Source organism: Mesorhizobium sp. LNHC252B00 (genome assembly GCF_000502955.1).
Classification (GTDB): domain Bacteria; phylum Pseudomonadota; class Alphaproteobacteria; order Rhizobiales; family Rhizobiaceae; genus Mesorhizobium.
The window spans coordinates 108,767-127,428 of record NZ_AYWO01000011.1 but is presented as its reverse complement, the minus strand read 5'-3'; the positions used below and the strand labels follow the sequence as shown (position 1 = coordinate 127,428).

Here is an 18,662-nt window from a genome sequence, read left to right as displayed (position 1 = left end):
TACCGGTAAGCTCTTGTTAGCCCTAGCGTTTAAGTCGAATTTTATGAGTATTCGATAGTGTCGCGATCAAGGTGAAAAACAAAAAATCACCAGGGCGACAAACGAGAGGCAAAGACAATGATCAATTCGCGTCCGGCGGCGAAGACCGCCAACGTATCCGACGATCGCCGCGAGGCTATCCGTTCCCTGTACATGGAATCGCTGCAGCTTGTTGAACGGCTTCACCGCCGCCTGCTTGATGTCATCAAGGACGAGTTCGACCGCAACGGCCGTTCCGACATCAATGCCATCCAGGCGCTGCTGCTGTTCAACATCGGCAATTCCGAACTGACAGCCGGAGAGCTACGCTCGCGTGGCTACTATCTCGGCTCCAACGTCTCCTACAATCTGAAGAAGCTGGTCGATCTCGGCTTCATCAATCACCAGCGCTCACGCATCGACCGCCGTTCGGTCCGCGTCTCGCTGACCCCGAAGGGCAACGAGGTCGCGGAAGTCGTCGCCGGTCTCTACGAGCGCCATGTCGGCTCGATCGAGCAGGTCGGCGGCATCAACACCGACGAGTTCAAGCAGATGAACCGCGCTTTGCAGCGGCTCGACCGCTTCTGGAATGATACGATCGCCTACCGGATGTAAGGCGCAAACATCGTATCCGGCCCGCGCCACAGAAGCGCGGCCGAAATATCGACCTTCAGTCAGGGCCGGTGCCGAAAAGCATCGGTCCATTTCTTTTCGGGATGCCAGCCGGTCGGATTTGGACGCCAGGCCACGTTGCCGCCATATTCCAATGGAACCGAGAGTGGCAGTGATGCTGTGGTGAAGACCCTGCGTTCACCCGCAATCCGTATCGCGCCTCGTGCGTTGCACCAAGGTGATGCGGAGCATGGTTGGCTAATTGTTAAGATTGCCAATTTTAGAGTGCGGGCGAGATCGCCCGGTGATCAACGCAGCAAGTGATCGAACTGCTACAAATGTCTGGAACGTCCATGAAGACCAGCCGTCGTTTTTTCCTCTCCGGGGCCTCCGCGCTCGCAGCTGCGCTGGTTGCCGGCGGCGCCAATGCGCAGGATGTGATCGGTGATATCTTGAAGTCCTCGGCGCGCGGCAATTGGGACGATCAGTTCGATGCCCGCGCCAGCGAGGGCGGCAAGGTGGCCTCGACGCTGCCGATCTTCAGCCTGCAGACCGTCGCCTTTACCGAACAGGCGGTCGCGCAATATCAGAATATCGTCGGGCAGGGCGGCTGGGTAGAGGTTCCCGCGACCAAGAAACTGCAGCTCGGCGTCGATGATCCCGACGTGGTGCCGTTGCGCAAGCGGTTGATGGTTTCCGGCGACCTGGCACAAGGCGCCGGCATTTCGACGGCATTCGATTCCTATGTCGACTCTGCGGTCAAGCGCTTCCAGTTGCGCCACGGTCTGCCTGCCGACGGTTCGCTCGGCAAATACACCTACGCGGCGATGAACATTTCGGCGCAGATCAGGCTTGGCCAGTTGCAGACCAATCTGCAGCGGCTGCGCGAGAAGGCCGGCACTTTGGGCAACCGCTATGTGCTGGTCGACATTCCGGCGGCACAGATCGAAGCCGTCGAGAACGACCGCGTCGTGCTCCGCCACACCGCCATCGTCGGCAAGATCGATCGCCAGACGCCGATCGTCAATTCCAAGATCAACGAGATCATCGTCAATCCGTACTGGAATGCGCCGGTTTCGATCGTGCGCAAGGACATCATTCCGCTGATGCGGAAGAATCCCGATTATCTGAAGGACAGTCACATCCGCCTGTTCGCGCCGGACGGCAGCGAGGTCGATCCTCTCAATGTCGACTGGTCGACCGACGATGCCGCCAAGTATCGCTTCCGCCAGGACCCGGGTGCGGGCAACGCGATGGCTTCGGTCAAGATCAATTTCCCGAGCCCCGACGGCGTCTACATGCACGACACCCCGCAGCAGAGCCTGTTTGGGAAGATGATGCGTTTCGATTCCTCGGGCTGCGTGCGCGTGCAGAATGTGCGTGACCTCGTCACCTGGATCTTGCGCGACACCCCCGGCTGGGACCGCCAGCATTTCGAGGCGGCGATCAAGACTGGTGAAAACACGCCGATCCAGGTCACCAACCCGGTGCCGGTCCACTTCCTCTATCTCTCGGCCTGGTCGACGGGTCCGGGCGTCGTGCAGTTCCGCGACGACGTCTACGCGCTCGACGGCGCCAACGAGCTGCAGATCACGTCGTCGCTTTAAGTAACTGAATCTTTTATTAAAAAGGCCGCCGTTCAAGGCGGCCTTTTCGTTACTCGGTCTCGCCGCAGTTTCATGGGAGGGCGGCTGGACGGATTGGCCGGCTTTGCGCATGGTCGGCGGACAAGTCTGGAACCGGACCATGGAAGTCGCCGTCTTCATTCTGGTTGTGCTCGCCTTCGTCGCGCTTTCCGGCGCGCTGGTGCGCCTGGTTCGGGTGCCGCTACCGGTGCTGCAGATTGCCATGGGCGCCGCACTCGCATGGCCGGTGCGCGGCATCCATGTCCAGATCGATCCGGAACTGTTTCTGCTGGTGTTCATCCCGCCGCTGCTGTTTGGCGATGCCTATGGCGCGCCGAAGCGTGAATTGGTGGCTCTGCGCGGACCGATCCTGGATCTTGCCATCGGGCTCGTCTTCTTCACCATCGTCGGCTTCGGCTACGCCTTGCACTGGCTGGTGCCGAGCATCCCACTGGTTGTCGCTTTCGCGCTGGCCGCGGTGCTGTCGCCGACCGATGCTGTGGCTGTGTCTTCGATCGTCGACAAGAATGTCGTTCCGGCGCGGCTGATGCACATTCTCGAAGGCGAGTCGCTGCTCAACGATGCGTCGGGCCTCGTCATGTTCCGCTTCGCCGTGGCAGCAGCACTGACCGGCAGCTTTTCCTTTGCCGCGGCATCACTGAGTTTCCTCTACGCCGTGGCGATCGGCATCCTGATCGGCGTCGCGGCGTTGTTCGTCGCCGCCAAGCTGCTGCAAGTGCTCAACCGCATCGGCGGCGTGCCAGCCGAGGCGCAGGTGTTGGTCATGATCCTGCTGCCCTTCATAGCTTATCTCGGCGCCGAGCACGTCGGAGCGTCCGGCATCCTGGCGGCGGTCGCCGCCGGCCTGCTCGCCGGTGGCTCCGGCGTGTTCCGCTTCCTCGGCGTCTCGGCGCGCATGCAGACGATGTCGCTGTGGATGACGCTTTCCTTCGTTTTCAACGGCGCTCTCTTCATCGTGCTCGGCCTGCAGCTTCCCGACATCATCCGCCATGTGCCGCCGGAACTGATGAGCCTGCATCCGATCATCCAACCGATCGCGACTGTTATTGCGCTGACGCTGTGCCTGATCGCGCTACGCTTCCTGTGGATTTGGATCGGCGATATCGCGGCCGGTATCGCCGCGCGTCTGGGCAAGCGCAAGGCGGAGCCGTTCGGGCTGCGCGTGCGGCTCGCCGGTTCCGTGGCCGGTGTGCGCGGCGCGATCACGCTGGCCGGCATATTGTCGCTGCCGCTCGCCATGCCGGACGGCTCGCCGTTTCCGGCGCGCAATCTGGTTATCTTCCTCGCCGCCGGCGTGATCATCTGCTCGCTGGTCTTCGCCAGTCTCGCTCTGCCAAGGATCGCCAGGGGGCTGGTCGAACCGGGCGAGGAGGCCGGTGCCGCCGAGGAACGCCTGGCGCGTGTCGGTGCTGCCAAGGCGGCAATCGCGCGCATCGAGAGCATTGCGGCGGCGGAGGATGAGGGCGAAGGCGAGGTGCCCGGCGCCAGGATTGCCGCCGCCGAGAACATCGTCGCCGGTTACCGGCGTCGCATCGCCGCCTCGGATGAAGCCGATGAGGCCCGCGCCGAGGCCCGCGAATCCGGAAGGCTGGAGCTGGAACTGCGGCTCGCCGGCATCGACGCCGAGCGCGCGGCCGTGCGTGACATGTTTCGCGCCGGCGAGATCAATGACCATACGTCGCAGGCGCTGTTTACCGAGATCACGCTCACCGAAGCCTTGCTGAAAGGTCGGAAGACGAGGAAATAGTCTCTTGTTGCCTCGCTGGCGCAAACCGGCCAGCAAATTTCGCGCCGCAAACGTGGCGGGGCGAAAACAACTGTGTTAATGGCCCGGCAAATGCATGTCGCCCAGAAGTGTGCAGCGGTTATGGTGCAACGACATGCATAGACAAAATTGCCCCCGAACCCCCGAGGATTTCAGCCCATGGCAACAGCAGCGGCAGTGTCGAACAAGTTCGAATCTTTCTTCGAAACCACGCTGGAAGATGCCGATCCGGAGATTTTCGGCGCCATCCGCAACGAACTTGGCCGCCAGCGCCATGAGATCGAGCTGATCGCCTCGGAAAACATTGTTTCCCGCGCTGTACTGGAGGCGCAGGGCTCGATCATGACCAACAAATATGCCGAGGGCTATCCAGGCAAGCGCTATTATGGCGGTTGCCAGTTCGTCGACATAGCCGAGGAACTGGCCATCGAGCGGGCCAAGAAGCTGTTCGGCTGCAACTTCGCCAACGTCCAACCGAATTCCGGCAGCCAGATGAACCAGGCGGTGTTCCTGGCGCTCTTGCAGCCCGGCGACACTTTCATGGGCCTCGACCTCAATTCGGGCGGCCACCTGACCCATGGTTCGCCGGTCAACATGAGCGGCAAATGGTTCAAGGTCGTGTCGTATGGTGTGCGCAAGGACGACCATCTGCTCGACATGGACGCCATCGAGAAGACCGCGCATGAGACCAAGCCGAAGCTGATCCTGGCTGGTGGCACTGCCTATTCGCGCGTCTGGGACTGGAAGCGTTTTCGCGAGATCGCCGATGCGGTCGGTGCCTATCTGATGGTCGACATGGCGCACATTGCTGGCCTGGTCGCTGGCGGCGTGCATCCGTCGCCACTGCCGCACGCGCATGTCGTGACGACCACCACGCACAAGTCGCTGCGCGGCCCGCGCGGCGGGATGATCCTGTGCAATGACGAGGACATCGCCAAGAAGATGAATTCGGCGGTATTCCCCGGCCTGCAGGGCGGCCCGCTGATGCATGTTATCGCCGCCAAGGCGGTTGCCTTCGGCGAAGCGCTGAAGCCGAGCTTCAAGGTCTATGCCGAGAGCGTCGCCGCCAACGCCAAGGCGCTCGCCTCCAGTCTCAAGGAAACCGGCCTCGACATCGTCTCCGGCGGCACCGACAACCATCTGATGCTGGTCGATCTCAGGCCCAAGAACGCCACCGGCAAGCGCGCCGAGGCGGCACTCGGCCGCGCCAACATCACCTGCAACAAGAACGGCATCCCGTTCGACCCGGAAAAGCCTTTCGTCACCTCGGGCGTGCGCCTCGGCACCCCGGCCGGCACCACGCGCGGCTTCGGCCAAGCCGAATTCCGCGAGATAGGCAAGCTGATCGCCGAAGTGCTGGATGGTCTCAAGGTCGCCAATTCCGACGAGGGCAATGCGACTGTGGAAGCGGCAGTCAAGGCCAAGGTCGTGGCGCTGACCGATCGTTTCCCGCTCTATCCCTATCTCGGTTGACCTGACGCGAGGCGTCATCTCTTATCGGCCAGCGGCGCGCCTGCCCATTGTTGGGTGGCGCGCCGAACAGGAGATCTGATGATGCGCAATTTCCGCCTCACCACCCTTGGGGCCCATGGTTGGCTGGTCGCTTTCCTGACACTGTCCGGCAGTGCCTTCGCGCAGACCCAGCCCACTCCAAACGTACCTGCTACCGGCACCTTCGGCAGATGGGCCACCATCGTCGATGTCCTGGACACGGGCCAGGATGCGCGCAAGACCTGCGTCGCCTCGACCGCTTTCGTCGACAGCGGCGGCTATCCTGGTACGTTGACCCTTTCGATCTCGAATGGTGATGCCTTGCCGCCGGATGCTTACCCGGCGATGACGATCGCCATCGGCAACAAGGATCTTCCGACCGGCAAGAAGATCGCGGCAAAATTCGGCGACGCCGCCGGTCAGGTTGCCGCAACCGTCTATTCCGACGAGTCCGTCGCCGGCCGTCTCGCCTGGATGGTCGAGAACAAGCCCAAGACCGGCCTGGCGTTGCTGCGCGCCATGCGCCGTGCGACCACGCTCGACGTGGTCTTCGGCAAACAGCCGGTCGCGACCATCTCGATGGACGGTTTCTCCAAGGCCTACCGCAGCCTTGGCATGTCCTGTGGCTTCGCGACAGCCGACGTCGCACCTTGAAGCTGCTGTCTGGCAGGCATTGGGCAGGCATTAGAGGGAAGCATTGAATGGATATCGTCTGGAAAGGCGTAGTCGGCGGATTGATGACGGCGCTGATCGTCTGGGCGTCCAAGCGCGGCAACATCTTGCCCGGGATCCTGCCGCTGGCGCCGACATTTGCCGTCATCGCGTTGCTCGCCGTGGGCGCCAGGGGCGAACCAGGCGGCTTTCGCGATGCCTGCCTCGCCGGCGTCAAGACCATTCCTGCCTATCTCGCTTTCCTTGGCGCCTGCTGCTGTTCATCGATCGTGTCGACTACCGGCTGGCTGTCGCCGGCGGCATCGCCATCTGGCTGGTTGCCGCGCTGGCAATCTTCCTCGCGCCTCGCTATCTCTGATGCNAAGGCTCTCCATGCGCTGTCCCTATTGCCAGTCCGAAGATACGCAGGTGAAGGATTCTCGCCCGGCCGAGGATGGCGCGGCGATCCGCAGGCGGCGCGTCTGCCCCGATTGCGGCGGCCGCTTCACCACATTCGAGCGCGTGCAGTTGCGCGACCTCGTGGTGGTCAAGAAATCGGGCCGCAAAGTGCCGTTCGACCGCGACAAGCTGCTGCGCTCGGTTGAGATCGCCGTGCGCAAGCGCAATGTCGATCCCGAGCGCATCGACCGCGCGGTGACCGGCATCGTGCGCCAGCTCGAAAGCTCCGGCGAGACCGAAGTCGCCTCCGGCGAGGTTGGCCGCCTGGTCATGGAAGCGCTGAAGTCGCTCGACGATGTCGCCTATGTCCGCTTCGCCTCGGTCTACCGCAATTTTCGCGAGGCCAAGGATTTCCACGAATTGCTGGGCGAACTCAAGGGAGACGAAGCCAAAGGCGAAGAGGACGCCAGCTGAGCATGACTGCAAGCGAACAGGCCGCCCTTGATCGCCGGTTCATGGCGGCGGCGCTCCGCCTTTCACGCAAGAACGCCGGGCGCACCTCGACCAATCCGTCTGTCGGCACGCTGATCGTGCGCGATGACGGCAACGGTCCCATGATCATCGGCACCGGCGTCACCGCTGTCGGCGGCCGCCCGCATGCCGAGACCGAGGCCCTGGCCGAGGCCGGCGAGCTCGCGCGTGGTGCTACCGCCTATGTCACGCTGGAACCTTGCGCCCATCATGGCCGCACGCCGCCTTGCGCCAATGCGCTGGTCAATGCCGGCGTCGCGCGCGTCGTCGGCGCGGCCAGCGATCCCGATCCGCGCGTGTCCGGCAAGGGCTACGCAATCCTGCGTGCCGCCGGTGTCGAGGTGGTCGAGAAGGTCTTGGCCGGGGAAGCTGCCGAGCAGATGGCCGGCTATCTGATTCGATCGCTGAGAAAACGCCCCGAAGTGGTTCTCAAGCTTGCGCTTTCCAGCGACGGCAAGATCGGCAGGGAGGGCGAGGGGCAGGTGTCGATCACCGGCGATATCGCGCGCCGCGAGGTGTATCTGATGCGGGCCGAGGCGGACGGCATACTGATCGGCATCGGCACAGCCCTTGAAGACGATCCGGCCCTGACGGTACGCTTGCCGGGGCTGGAGAACCGTTCGCCGGCGCGCATCGTGCTCGACCGCCAGATCAGGTTGCCGGAGGCCTCGAAACTGGTGTCGGGCGTGGACCGGGTACCGCTCTATGTCGCCGCTAGCCTGGAGGCCGATCCGCAGCGGCGGACTATGCTGGAACGCGCCGGGGTGCGCTTCATCGGCACCGAAACACATGAAGGCGGTGTCGCACTGCCCGAACTGCTTGAGGATCTCGCCGCGCTCGGCATGGCAAGCGTGCTGGTCGAGGGCGGCGCCAAGGTGGCGAGCGCCTTCCTCGCCGATGGGTTGGTCGACCGCATCGTGCTGTTCCAGGGGCCGGAAGCGATCGGTGATGACGGCATTGCATCGCCGATCGACCTCGACCATATCCCGGCAGGTTTTCGCAAGCTGCGCGAGATGCGTTTCGGCGAAGACCGCTATGCCGAGTGGATAAGAGACATTTAGGATCAACATCGATGTTTACAGGGATTGTCACCGATGTCGGCGCTATCGCTTCCGTCAAGCGGCTCAGGGAAGGGGTTGGGTTGCGCATCGACACCGCCTATGACCCTGAAACCATCGCCATCGGCGCCTCGATCTCCTGCGGCGGCGTCTGCCTGACGGTTACGGGCTTGCCCGACAGCGGCTCGAACGCGCGCTGGTTCGAGGTCGAGGCCTGGGAGGAGGCGCTCAGGCTGACGACGGCGATGGGCTGGAAATCGGGCACGCGGATCAATCTGGAGCGGGCGCTGAAGATCGGCGACGAACTCGGCGGCCACATCGTTTCGGGCCATGTCGACGGCATGGCCGAGATCGTCGAGCGCAAGGATGAGGGCGACGCGGTGCGCTTCACGCTGGAGGCGCCGCGCGAGCTGGCGAAATTCATTGCGCCAAAAGGCTCGGTGGCGCTCGACGGCACCTCGCTCACCGTCAACAAGGTGGAAGGCACGCGCTTCGACGTGCTTTTGATCCACCACTCGCTGACCGTGACCACCTGGGGCGAGCGCAAGGTCGGCGACCGCGTCAATATCGAGATCGACACCATGGCCCGCTACGCGGCGCGGCTGGTGGAGGCCGCGAAAGAGGGGCTATAGTGGCGGTCAAATGATAGACTTGCGAGCCCTCCAAGGCAGGTCGCCGCGTTGTTCAATTGAGGAAGTAGCTGGAATGGAAAGCAGGGATTCCAAGGAGGAAGAACGGCTTACGCGAGAAGCCTTAGCCGATGTAGACGCTGGCCGTGTTGTGGATCACGAAGCCGTTGCTGCCTGGGCTGACAGCCTTGGTGCCGCCGGCCAGGTCTCAGCACCATGTCCAAAGAGCCTATAGGCGCGACACGCCTCCAGCAATCTTCTGCTTGCGATCAATCCGGCTTCGGCCTAAGTCACCGGCGATCCCCGGAGACTTTTATGGCTGGCACATCCCAACACGGCAAAGCGTTTATCCGTCCGAAGAAGAAGGCACGCGTTCTGATCATCGAGGCGCGCTTCCACGACGACCTTGCCGACGCGCTGCTCGATGGCGCGACAAGCGCGCTCGATGAAGCTGGAGCGACCTATGACGTTGTCACCGTCCCCGGTTCGCTCGAAATCCCCGCGGTGATTTCCTTCGCGCTCGACGGCATGGCCGAAGGCGGCACAAACTACGACGGTTTTGTTGCGCTTGGCACCGTCATCCGCGGCGACACCTATCATTTCGACATCGTCGCCAATGAATCCAGCCGTGCTCTGATGGATATCTCCGTGCAGGACTCCGTCTGCATCGGCAACGGCATCCTGACCACCGAGAACGACGCCCAGGCCTGGACGCGTGCAAAGCGTTCGGAAGGCGACAAGGGCGGCTTTGCCGCGCGTGCGGCGCTGACCATGATTGCCCTCAAAGAACAACTGGGAGCGCTGTCGTGAGCGACCCCGCTTCGCCCGGCCAGCCCGCGGTGCGCCACGCCAACAAGCGCGGAGCTGCCCGTCTGGCCGCCGTGCAGGCGCTCTATCAGATGGATGTGGCTGGCAGCGGCGTCTTCGAGATCACGGCCGAATACGAGGCCTTTCGCCTCGGCAAGGAAGTCGACGGGGCGCTTTACCGCGAGGCCGATGCGCAATGGTTCCGCGCCATCCTGGCGGGTGTCGTCGAGAACCAGAAGACCATCGATCCCATCATCCGCCAGGCGTTGACCGAGGACTGGCCGCTGTCCCGGCTCGATTCGACGCTGCGCGCCATTCTTCGCGCCGGCGTCTATGAACTGATGAAGCGCGAGGATGTTCCTGTCGCCGTCATCGTCTCCGAATATGTCGACATCGCAAAGGCTTTTTACGAGGAAGACGAGCCGAAGCTGGTCAATGCCGTGCTCGACCGCGTGTCGCGCCGGGTGCGAGGCGAGGGGCGCGGCAAGGACGCATCATGACGGCAATTGCCGTTGAGGCAGGCAAGGAAGCGCGTCGCACCGCGCTGATCCTCGCCGCTTCGCAGGCGATCATCGGCTCGGCGGCCCCCATCGCCATCTCCATGGGGGCGCTGGCCGGGCAATATCTACTTGGCCCCGACAAATCATTGGCGACGGCGCCGATCACCGGCTTCAACATCGGCGTGGCGCTCGGCGCGCTGCCAGCAGCGGCCATTATCCGCGGCATGGGGCAGCGCGACGGCTTCATGATCGGCACGATCGTCACGGCGCTGGGCGGCTTGGTCGCCACGCTGGCGCTTTATCAGGGCAGCTTCTGGCTGTTTGCCTTTGGCCTGCTCACGATCGGTGTCGGGGGTGCCTTCGTCCAGCAGTTCCGCTTCGCCGCCGCCGACAATGCGCCGCCGGAATTCAAGGCGCGCGCCATCTCCTTCGTACTGGCCGGCGGCATCGTCACCGCCATCCTCGGGCCGCAGATCGTCATCTTCACCCGCGAATTGTTGGCGCCGGTGATGTTTGCCGGTTCGTTCGCCGCCATCCTGCCGCTGGCCGCGGTCGGCGCCATCATCCTGTCGTTCCTGCGGCTGCCGGCAAAGGCATCCAGCAGGGTAGAGATCACCGACAGCGACGCCAGGCCATTGGCCGAAATCGTGACGCAGCCGCGTTTCGTAGCGGCATTGTTCTGCGCGGTCGGCAGCTATGCGCTGATGAGCTTCGTCATGACCGGCGCTCCTCTGGCCATGGTTGGCTGCGGCCTGTCTGAGAACGACGCGACGCTCGGTATCTCCTGGCACGTCATGGCGATGTTCGCGCCGAGCTTCTTCACCGGCTCGCTGATCCATCGCTTCGGCCCCGAACGCATTGTGGCGACCGGCCTGATCCTGCTCATTGGCTGCGCCATTGTCGCCCTGTCGGGCCTGGCGTTGTGGCAATTCTGGACGTCGCTGATCCTGCTCGGCCTTGGCTGGAATTTTGGCTTCATCGGCGCCACGGCGATGGTGTCGGCCAGCTACCGGTCGTCCGAAAAGGGCAAGGTGCAAGGCTTCCACGACTTTGTCCTGTTCGGCTCCGTCGCCTGCGCTTCGCTGATGTCAGGCATGGTCTATAACGCCTGGGGCTGGGAGATGCTGAACTGGATGATATTCCCGGTCACCGTTCTGTGTTTCGTGGCGCTAGGCGCACTCAAGCTCACCGGCTTGCGCAAAGTCGAAGTCTGATCCCTTCGCCGCTTCACCTGACACAGCGCTGTCAGCATAAGGCCGGCCGCATCTGCCGCACCGCAACAAAAATATTGCGTCAGCGCGTATTGTTATGAAACCGTATGCCCCGACTGGCCGTTGAAGCCATGCTCATATGCGGCCACCGCATTACGGTTCTTAGCAAGGGGTTTTCACGATGCTTTCAGTCAAGGTTCTGGCCGGCGCGGCATTGGCGCTCGGCATCACGGCGGCTTCCGCCAGTGCTCAGGTGGTTGTCTCCTCGAAGATCGACACCGAGGGCGGCGTGCTCGGCAACATCATCCAGCTGGTGCTCAACGCCAACAACATCAAGACAACAGACCGCATTCAGCTCGGCGGTACGCCGGTGGTGCGCAAGGCGATCACCGCCGGTGAGATCGACATCTATCCCGAATACACCGGCAACGCCGCTTTCTTCTTCGAGAAGGCCAACGATCCTGTGTGGAAGGATGCCGCCAAGGCCTATGAGACGGCCAAGAAGCTTGACTATGACGCCAACAAGATCGTCTGGCTGTCGCCGTCGCCCGCCAACAACACCTGGGCGATTGCGCTGCGCAAGGAGGTCGCCGAGACCAACAAGCTCGCCACGCTTTCAGACTTCGGCAAGTACGTCGCGGGCGGCGGTCAGGTGGTGCTGGCGGCTTCCGCCGAGTTCGTCAATTCGGCGGCAGCACTTCCGGCGTTCCAGACCACCTATGGCTTCACACTGAAGCCGGACCAGCTGATCACGCTCTCCGGCGGCGACACGGCGGCGACCATCGCCGCGGCGGCCAACCAGACCAACGGCGCCAACGCGGCCATGGTCTACGGCACCGATGGCGGCATCGCGCCGTCTGGCCTCGTCGTGCTCGATGATGACAAGGGCGTCCAGCCGGTCTACCAGCCGGCGCCGATCATCCGCGAAGCGGTGCTGAAACAACACCCCGAGATCGAGACGCTGCTGAAGCCGGTCTTCGCCAAGCTCGACCTCGTCACGCTGCAGGAACTGAACGGGCGCGTGCAGGTCGGCGGCGAGCCGGTCAAGGGCGTCGCCGAAGACTTCCTGAAGAAGAACGGGTTTTTGAAATAGTCTGCACCTAGCTCATAGTGACACCGGTGCAAGGCACCTCCCTCTGGAAGCTGCTGATCTCCCCACTTGCGGGGGAGATGTCCGGCAGGACAGAGAGGGGTGCTGCCCCGCCGACCTCTCAAACCGTCAAAGGTGCGTGCCTCGACAGGGTTGCTTCTGAACAAGCCGCTCGAAAGTTGGCGATCCTTCACACCCCCCTCTGGCCTGCCGGCCATCTCCCCCGCAAGGGGGGAGATTGGATATCGCGTCGGCTTTCGCTAATCCCCAGAGAGAGCTGCGAGACGTGGCAAATCGCTCCTCATGAGGGGCAGCCATGACCCTCCGCTTCGACAAGCTCGGCGTGGTGATCGCCGCGATATCAGCCTACGCGGCTTTTGCGGCGCCCTTTGCCACGTTCCGTGCCAACCGCATCGTCCCCGGTCAGGCGCGCTCGATTATCGAGGCATTGCCGGCAGCGACCGGGCCGATGCTGCTCGCCATCATAGTCGCCGCGGCACTTGTCGCGCTGTTCAGGACACCGCTCGCGCTGCGCCTGGCAGCCAGCGCGGTGGCGCTTGCCGCACTCGCGCTGCTGATCGGCGTCGCCGGCACATTTCTTACGCCGGCGGGCAACACCTTTGCGAGAATTTCGCCGGCCTCCGGTTTCTGGAGTCTCATCTTTGCCTTCACGCTCTTGCTCGCCGACGTGCTGACACGGCTGAATCTGTCGCCCTGGGCGAGGGTTGGCGCGCTCGTGGTCGCGGCTTTGGCGATCGGTCTGTTGTTGATTTCGGGAAGCTGGGACAATCTGTCGATCCTGAAGGAATATTTCAACCGCGCCGACAGTTTCTGGGCCGAGGGCTCCAAGCATGTGACGCTGGCGCTCGGTTCGCTGGCGGCTGCGGTGATCGTCGGTCTGCCGCTCGGCATTCTCTGCCATCACGTCGAAAGGCTGCGCGCCGGCGTTCTCAACGTGCTCAACATCATCCAGACCATTCCCTCGATCGCGCTGTTCGGCCTGCTGATCGCGCCGCTCGGCTGGGTTGCCACGCATGTGCCGGGGGCTGCCGCGCTCGGCATTCGCGGCATCGGCACAGCACCCGCCTTCGTCGCGCTGTTCCTCTATTCGCTGCTGCCGGTGGTGGCCAACACCGTGGTCGGTCTCGCTGGCGTACCGCGCGCCGCCAACGACGCTGCGCGCGGCATGGGCATGACCGACAGGCAGCGCCTGTTCGGCGTCGAGTTTCCGCTGGCTTTTCCTGTCATCCTCACAGGCATCCGCATCGTTCTGGTGCAAAATATCGGCCTTGCCACCATTGCCGCGCTGATCGGTGGCGGCGGGTTCGGCGTGTTCGTCTTCCAGGGCGTTGGCCAGACGGCGATGGACCTTGTGCTGCTCGGCGCCGTGCCGACGGTCGCGCTCGCCTTTGCCGCCGCCATCATTCTCGATGCGGTGATCGAAATGACTGCCACCAAGCGCAGGGTTGAAACGGCATGATCGAGATCGAAGGCATTACCAAGCGCTATGACGCGACAACAGTGGTCGATGACGTTTCGATGGTCATCGAGCCGCGCACCATCGCCGTCATTGTCGGCACCTCCGGTTCCGGCAAGACGACGCTGCTGCGCATGATCAACCGGCTGGTCGAGCCGACCGCGGGCATCATCAAACTCGACGGCGCCGACAATCGTTCGCTGCCCGGTTACGAACTGCGCCGCAGCATCGGCTACGCTATCCAGGGCCACGGCCTGTTTCCGCATCGCACGGTAGCGCAGAACATCGCCACCGTGCCGGTGCTGCTTGGCTGGGACAAGGCCCGCATCAAGGCCCGGGTCGACGAGTTGATGACGCTCTATCAGCTTGATCCCGAAGCATTCGGGCCGCGCTATCCTCACGAACTGTCGGGCGGTCAGCAGCAGCGCGTTGGCGTTGCCCGCGCGCTTGCCGCCGAGCCCAACGTGCTGTTGATGGACGAACCGTTCGGCGCGCTCGACCCGATCATCCGCACCAAGGCGCAGGAGGATCTGCTGGCGATCCAGAAGCGCTTCGGCACCACCATCATCCTCGTCACCCACGACATGGAAGAGGCCGTGCATATGGGCGACAAGATCGCGGTCATGGATGCCGGCAAGCTGGTGCAATACGCCAAGCCCGCCGAGATCCTGGCGAAGCCTGCAAGCGCCTTCGTCGAGACCCTGGTCGGCGCCAGCGAAAGGCCATTCCGGTTGCTTTCACTCGGCCGCGTGCGCGATGCCGTGGAGAAGGGCTCCGCCGAAGGCGAAGCGATCCCCGGCGACGCCAGCCAGCGCGATGCACTGGCTGAATTGCTGTGGTCAGGCAGGCCGGCGCTGCCCGTCAAAGGCGCCGACGGCAAGTCGCTTGGCCGCGTCACGGTCGACGGTCTGGTGAAACGCGCGGCGAGGCCGGCATGAAGCCCTGGCTTCCATCGCTGCTCAGGCTAGCCTTGGTGGTGCTGCTCGTTGCTTTCGTCACCAATCCCGGCTGGTTCGAGCCGCTGCTGAAGCCGCTGACGGAGAACAACGCGCCGGTAATCTACAACCAGGGCAGCCTGCTGACGCTGACATTGCTGCATTTGCGCACCGTCCTGATCGCCACCGTGGCCGCGACCATTGTCGCTGTAGCGCTTGCCATCCTGGTCACAAGGCCGGCCGGCGCCGAATTCCTGCCGCTGTCGCGCAGCCTGGTCAACATCGGCCAGACCTTTCCGCCGGTGGCGGTGCTGGCGCTTGCCGTGCCGGCCGTCGGATTCGGCGAGAGGCCGACGCTGATCGCGCTGTTCCTCTACGGGCTGTTGCCGATCTTCGAAAATGCGCTGACCGGCCTGACGACGCTGCCGGCCAATGTCGTCGAGGCGGCGCGCGGTGCCGGCATGACCGGCTGGCAAAGGCTCATCAAGGTCGAACTGCCGCTCAGCGCCCCGATCATCCTCGGCGGCATCAGACTGTCGGTGGTGATCAGCCTTGCCACCGCCACCATCGGCTCGACGGTGGCCGCCAGGACGCTCGGCGAAGTGATCATCGCCGGGCTGTTGTCCAACAACCTCGCCTTCGTCCTTCAGGGCGGCCTGATCGTGGCGGCTCTGGCCGTGCTGATCTATGACGGCCTGTCGGCGATCGAGCGCTACACGGCGCGTCGCATGGGCCGGGAGGCAGAGTAGTCGGTTTCAGATTTCATCTTCGCCAACTTCCGCCATCTTCATAAGATGACGCAACAGGCCAGTCTTGAGCGGCGTATTGCCGTGTATCGGAATCGACAGACGTACGACGCTTCCCTGCTTTCCGTAGATATGATGGCTTCCGGCGACACGCAGAAGCTCCCAACCGCGTCGCTCGACTGCCCGCGAGAGTTCCTTGCCGGAAATGGGCTTCAAACTGCGACTTCCACGATCCTGCCGGGTTCCGAAGTCAAGGACGACGGAAGGTCGACTGAAAGACAGCCCTCAATGGCTTCGCGCAGATTTGCCAACAGCTCGTCCAGGGTTTCTCCCTGCGTTGCGCACCCTGGAATGGCGGGGACTTCGGCCCAGAATCCACCTTCCTCGGCTTCGTGGACAATAGCTTTGAATTTCATCGATCAACTCCTGCCTTGGTCCAGAAGATATGCTCGCGATGAGCATTTGCAAAGCAGGCGATCGTGCGGCCTACTCCGCAGCGTCGGTTTGGATCAGACAGAGCGTCCGACCCTATCGCCGGCAACCAGACGAAATCGTTCTCATTCAATCGATCTAATTCAGTAATGGCGCCGATGAGAATGGCGCCGCTTTCCACTTTTGGGCGAAAGCCGGGCAAAAACCGAACAATATCTTGACGTTCGCAGCCCTGTTTCGCATACACCGCTGCGAAGAGGCGGATTCCGTGCGCGGAATCCGGTCTTTGTCTCAACGGCCCAGGGAGGGGTTCTTTTGGGCCATCAATCGAGGATAATCCGGCAATGACAATTATCTCCGCCGTCATCGCCTGCGGCCTGCTTTCAATCCTTTACGCCATCTGGGCGACACGTTCGGTCCTTGCGGCCGATCAGGGCAATGCACGCATGCAGGAAATCTCCGCGGCCATCCGCGAGGGCGCACAAGCCTATCTGGCGCGTCAGTACACCACCATCGCCATCGTTGGCGTCGTCGTCCTCGTGCTCGCTTGGTGGTTGCTGTCCATCACCGCCGCGGTCGGCTTCCTGATCGGTGCAGTGCTTTCGGGCTCCGCCGGCTTCATCGGCATGCATGTCTCCGTTCGCGCCAACGTTCGCACGGCTCAGGCCGCATCAAACAGCCTCGCTGCCGGCCTCGACATCGCGTTCAAGTCGGGCGCCATCACCGGCATGCTCGTTGCTGGCCTGGCCTTGCTTGGCGTGTCGATCTACTACCTTGTCCTGACTCACTTCTTGGGCCTTCAGCCCGATGACCGCATCGTCATCGACTCGCTGGTCTCGCTCGGCTTCGGCGCGTCGCTGATCTCGATCTTCGCCCGTCTCGGCGGCGGCATCTTCACCAAGGGCGCCGATGTCGGCGGCGATCTCGTCGGCAAGGTCGAAGCCGGTATTCCCGAGGATGATCCGCGCAACCCCGCCACCATCGCCGACAATGTCGGCGACAATGTCGGCGACTGCGCCGGCATGGCCGCCGACCTGTTCGAAACCTATGCGGTGACCGTTGTCGCCACCATGGTTCTCGGCTCCATCTTCTTTGGCGGCACCGCCGTTCTGGGTGCTGCGATGCTCTATCCGCTCGCCATTTGCGGCGCCTGCATCCTGACCTCGATCGTCGGCACTTTCTTCGTCAAGCTCGGCTCTAACGGCTCGATCATGGGCGCCCTCTACAAGGGCCTGATCGTCACCGGCCTGTTGTCCGTCGTCGGTCTCGGCGTCGCCACCTCCGTATGTCTTGGCTGGGGTGAGGTCGGCACTGTCGCGGGCATGGTCATCACCGGCAAGAACCTGTTCATCTGCGGCCTGATCGGCCTCGCGGTGACCGGTCTCATCGTCGTGATCACCGAATACTACACCGGGACCAACAAGCGCCCGGTCAACTCCATCGCCCAGGCGTCGGTGACCGGTCACGGCACCAACGTCATCCAGGGCCTTGCGGTCTCGCTGGAATCGACGGCACTGCCGGCGATCGTCATCGTCGGCGGCATCATCTCGACCTATCAGCTCGCCGGGCTCTATGGCACGGCGATCGCGGTCACGACTATGCTCGGCCTTGCCGGCATGATCGTTGCGCTCGACGCCTTCGGCCCGGTCACCGACAATGCTGGCGGCATTGCTGAAATGGCCGGCCTGCCCAAGGAAGTGCGCCACTCCACCGACGCGCTCGACGCGGTCGGCAACACCACCAAGGCGGTGACCAAGGGCTACGCCATCGGTTCGGCCGGCCTCGGCGCGCTGGTGCTGTTCGCCGCTTATTCGAACGACCTGAAGTTCTTTGCCGCCAATGGCGACAAATATCCCTACTTCCAGGGCATGGGCGAGATCTCCTTCGATCTCTCCAACCCCTACGTCGTTGCCGGCCTGATCTTCGGCGGCCTGATCCCGTATCTGTTCGGCGGCATCGCCATGACGGCTGTCGGCCGTGCTGCCGGCGCCATCGTCGAGGAGGTGCGCAAGCAGTTCCGCGAGGATCCGGGCATCATGGCCGGCACTTCCAAGCCGAACTACGCCCGCGCGGTCGATCTTCTGACCAAGGCGGCGATCCGGGAAATGATCATCCCGTCTCTGCTGCCGGTGCTGGCGCCGCTCGTCGTCTATTTCGGCGTGCTGCTGATCTCGGGCTCGAAGGCGTCCGCCTTTGCAGCGCTGGGAGCCTCGCTGCTCGGCGTCATCGTCAACGGCCTGTTCGTCGCCATCTCGATGACCTCCGGTGGCGGCGCCTGGGACAACGCCAAGAAGTCCTTCGAGGACGGCTTTGTCGACAAGGACGGCGTCAAGCATCGCAAGGGTTCCGAGGCGCACAAGGCTTCGGTGACCGGCGACACGGTCGGCGATCCCTACAAGGACACCGCCGGCCCGGCCGTCAACCCGGCGATCAAGATCACCAACATCGTGGCTCTCCTGCTGCTGGCCGTGCTCGCGCACGGCTGATCGAAGAGCATTGGTCGAAACAAAACCCGCGGGAGCGATCCCGCGGGTTTTGCTATTGAACGATAACGACGTCGATCCCTCAGTGCTTCTCTTCGGCCCAGCCTTCGCGGCGTTCGCGATAACGCAAGCGCCCAGGCCTGGCCCGCGTCTCGACTGTCGGCCACTCTAATTCTGTTTG

General features: G+C 63.2%; 19 protein-coding genes. 16 read left to right on the top strand and 3 right to left on the bottom strand.

Annotation, left to right across the window (positions count from 1 at the left end):
• The first annotated feature begins 117 nt into the window (after positions 1–117).
• The 15 genes from X744_RS153910 (at position 118) to X744_RS153980 (ending at position 15,569) form a co-directional block, all read left to right on the top strand.
• Positions 118–633, top strand: coding sequence for a winged helix DNA-binding protein (locus X744_RS153910; RefSeq protein WP_008875359.1), 516 nt, complete (start codon positions 118–120; stop codon positions 631–633).
• Between the two features lie 350 nt (positions 634–983).
• On the top strand, positions 984–2,237 hold the full coding sequence (locus tag X744_RS153915) for a L,D-transpeptidase family protein (RefSeq protein ID WP_023759908.1): 1,254 nt from the start codon (positions 984–986) through the stop codon (positions 2,235–2,237).
• 139 nt (positions 2,238–2,376) lie between these two features.
• Positions 2,377–4,023: a Na+/H+ antiporter gene (locus X744_RS153920; protein WP_023759907.1), complete on the top strand. Its 1,647-nt coding sequence runs from the start codon at positions 2,377–2,379 to the stop codon at positions 4,021–4,023.
• Positions 4,024–4,200: 177 nt separating this feature from the next.
• Positions 4,201–5,514, top strand: a complete 1,314-nt coding sequence (gene glyA / locus X744_RS153925) for a serine hydroxymethyltransferase (protein WP_023759906.1) — start codon at positions 4,201–4,203, stop codon at positions 5,512–5,514.
• Positions 5,515–5,595: 81 nt separating this feature from the next.
• Entirely contained in the window at positions 5,596–6,186 is a 591-nt protein-coding gene (locus tag X744_RS153930) for a hypothetical protein (RefSeq protein WP_023759905.1), read from the top strand.
• A 390-nt stretch (positions 6,187–6,576) separates the two neighbouring features.
• The gene (gene nrdR / locus X744_RS153935; protein ID WP_023759903.1) at positions 6,577–7,056 is read left to right on the top strand and encodes a transcriptional regulator NrdR; all 480 of its coding nucleotides are present in this window, start codon (positions 6,577–6,579) and stop codon (positions 7,054–7,056) included.
• Positions 7,057–7,058: 2 nt separating this feature from the next.
• Positions 7,059–8,174, top strand: a complete 1,116-nt coding sequence (gene ribD, locus X744_RS153940; RefSeq protein ID WP_023759902.1) for a bifunctional diaminohydroxyphosphoribosylaminopyrimidine deaminase/5-amino-6-(5-phosphoribosylamino)uracil reductase RibD — start codon at positions 7,059–7,061, stop codon at positions 8,172–8,174.
• 11 nt (positions 8,175–8,185) lie between these two features.
• Positions 8,186–8,803 (top strand): riboflavin synthase, encoded by a 618-nt coding sequence (locus X744_RS153945; protein WP_023759901.1) that lies wholly within the window; start codon positions 8,186–8,188, stop codon positions 8,801–8,803.
• Between the two features lie 312 nt (positions 8,804–9,115).
• On the top strand, positions 9,116–9,610 hold the full coding sequence (locus tag X744_RS153950) for a 6,7-dimethyl-8-ribityllumazine synthase (RefSeq protein WP_023759900.1): 495 nt from the start codon (positions 9,116–9,118) through the stop codon (positions 9,608–9,610).
• Positions 9,607–10,107 carry a transcription antitermination factor NusB gene (gene nusB, locus X744_RS153955; RefSeq protein ID WP_023759899.1) on the top strand — a complete coding sequence of 167 codons (501 nt, stop codon included), beginning with the start codon at positions 9,607–9,609 and terminating at the stop codon, positions 10,105–10,107. The genes X744_RS153950 and nusB overlap by 4 nt, the downstream gene beginning before the upstream one ends.
• Positions 10,104–11,321, top strand: coding sequence for an MFS transporter (locus X744_RS153960; protein ID WP_023759898.1), 1,218 nt, complete (start codon positions 10,104–10,106; stop codon positions 11,319–11,321). The genes nusB and X744_RS153960 overlap by 4 nt, the downstream gene beginning before the upstream one ends.
• Before the next feature lie 178 nt (positions 11,322–11,499).
• Positions 11,500–12,411 (top strand): ABC transporter substrate-binding protein, encoded by a 912-nt coding sequence (locus X744_RS153965; RefSeq protein ID WP_023759897.1) that lies wholly within the window; start codon positions 11,500–11,502, stop codon positions 12,409–12,411.
• A 313-nt stretch (positions 12,412–12,724) separates the two neighbouring features.
• Complete coding sequence (locus tag X744_RS153970; protein ID WP_023759896.1) at positions 12,725–13,888, top strand: ABC transporter permease; 1,164 nt, start codon at positions 12,725–12,727, stop codon at positions 13,886–13,888.
• Positions 13,885–14,823, top strand: a complete 939-nt coding sequence (locus tag X744_RS153975; RefSeq protein WP_023759895.1) for an ABC transporter ATP-binding protein — start codon at positions 13,885–13,887, stop codon at positions 14,821–14,823. The genes X744_RS153970 and X744_RS153975 overlap by 4 nt, the downstream gene beginning before the upstream one ends.
• Positions 14,820–15,569 (top strand): ABC transporter permease, encoded by a 750-nt coding sequence (locus tag X744_RS153980; protein ID WP_023759894.1) that lies wholly within the window; start codon positions 14,820–14,822, stop codon positions 15,567–15,569. The genes X744_RS153975 and X744_RS153980 overlap by 4 nt, the downstream gene beginning before the upstream one ends.
• A 6-nt stretch (positions 15,570–15,575) precedes the next feature.
• Here X744_RS153980 and X744_RS153985 read toward each other — a convergent pair whose 3' ends face one another.
• Genes X744_RS153985 through X744_RS1000000173780 form a run of 3 tightly spaced genes read right to left on the bottom strand, consistent with a single transcriptional unit; the run spans position 15,576 to position 16,365 of the window.
• Positions 15,576–15,782 (bottom strand): type II toxin-antitoxin system HicA family toxin, encoded by a 207-nt coding sequence (locus X744_RS153985; protein ID WP_023759893.1) that lies wholly within the window; start codon positions 15,780–15,782, stop codon positions 15,576–15,578.
• Complete coding sequence (locus X744_RS153990) at positions 15,779–15,982, bottom strand: type II toxin-antitoxin system HicB family antitoxin (RefSeq protein ID WP_023759892.1); 204 nt, start codon at positions 15,980–15,982, stop codon at positions 15,779–15,781. The genes X744_RS153985 and X744_RS153990 overlap by 4 nt, the downstream gene beginning before the upstream one ends.
• Positions 15,979–16,365 (bottom strand): hypothetical protein, encoded by a 387-nt coding sequence (locus tag X744_RS1000000173780; protein ID WP_156938563.1) that lies wholly within the window; start codon positions 16,363–16,365, stop codon positions 15,979–15,981. Before X744_RS1000000173780 ends, X744_RS153990 begins: the two co-directional genes overlap by 4 nt.
• Between X744_RS1000000173780 and X744_RS153995 the strand changes: the two genes are divergently transcribed.
• On the top strand, positions 16,343–18,484 hold the full coding sequence (locus X744_RS153995; RefSeq protein WP_023759891.1) for a sodium-translocating pyrophosphatase: 2,142 nt from the start codon (positions 16,343–16,345) through the stop codon (positions 18,482–18,484). The genes X744_RS1000000173780 and X744_RS153995 overlap by 23 nt on opposite strands.
• Positions 18,485–18,662: the final 178 nt, after the last annotated feature.

Coding starts and splice junctions, on each gene's coding strand:
- X744_RS153920 (WP_023759907.1), top strand. CDS start 2,377: ATGGAAGTCGCCGTCTTCATTCTGGTTGTGCTCGCCTTCGTCGCGCTT.
- X744_RS153950 (WP_023759900.1), top strand. CDS start 9,116: ATGGCTGGCACATCCCAACACGGCAAAGCGTTTATCCGTCCGAAGAAG.
- X744_RS153995 (WP_023759891.1), top strand. CDS start 16,343: ATGACAATTATCTCCGCCGTCATCGCCTGCGGCCTGCTTTCAATCCTT.
- X744_RS153915 (WP_023759908.1), top strand. CDS start 984: ATGAAGACCAGCCGTCGTTTTTTCCTCTCCGGGGCCTCCGCGCTCGCA.
- X744_RS153970 (WP_023759896.1), top strand. CDS start 12,725: ATGACCCTCCGCTTCGACAAGCTCGGCGTGGTGATCGCCGCGATATCA.
- X744_RS153960 (WP_023759898.1), top strand. CDS start 10,104: ATGACGGCAATTGCCGTTGAGGCAGGCAAGGAAGCGCGTCGCACCGCG.
- X744_RS153990 (WP_023759892.1), bottom strand. CDS start 15,982: ATGAAATTCAAAGCTATTGTCCACGAAGCCGAGGAAGGTGGATTCTGG.
- nrdR (WP_023759903.1), top strand. CDS start 6,577: ATGCGCTGTCCCTATTGCCAGTCCGAAGATACGCAGGTGAAGGATTCT.
- X744_RS1000000173780 (WP_156938563.1), bottom strand. CDS start 16,365: ATGACGGCGGAGATAATTGTCATTGCCGGATTATCCTCGATTGATGGC.
- X744_RS153975 (WP_023759895.1), top strand. CDS start 13,885: ATGATCGAGATCGAAGGCATTACCAAGCGCTATGACGCGACAACAGTG.
- X744_RS153910 (WP_008875359.1), top strand. CDS start 118: ATGATCAATTCGCGTCCGGCGGCGAAGACCGCCAACGTATCCGACGAT.
- X744_RS153945 (WP_023759901.1), top strand. CDS start 8,186: ATGTTTACAGGGATTGTCACCGATGTCGGCGCTATCGCTTCCGTCAAG.
- ribD (WP_023759902.1), top strand. CDS start 7,059: ATGACTGCAAGCGAACAGGCCGCCCTTGATCGCCGGTTCATGGCGGCG.
- glyA (WP_023759906.1), top strand. CDS start 4,201: ATGGCAACAGCAGCGGCAGTGTCGAACAAGTTCGAATCTTTCTTCGAA.
- X744_RS153980 (WP_023759894.1), top strand. CDS start 14,820: ATGAAGCCCTGGCTTCCATCGCTGCTCAGGCTAGCCTTGGTGGTGCTG.
- X744_RS153930 (WP_023759905.1), top strand. CDS start 5,596: ATGCGCAATTTCCGCCTCACCACCCTTGGGGCCCATGGTTGGCTGGTC.
- X744_RS153965 (WP_023759897.1), top strand. CDS start 11,500: ATGCTTTCAGTCAAGGTTCTGGCCGGCGCGGCATTGGCGCTCGGCATC.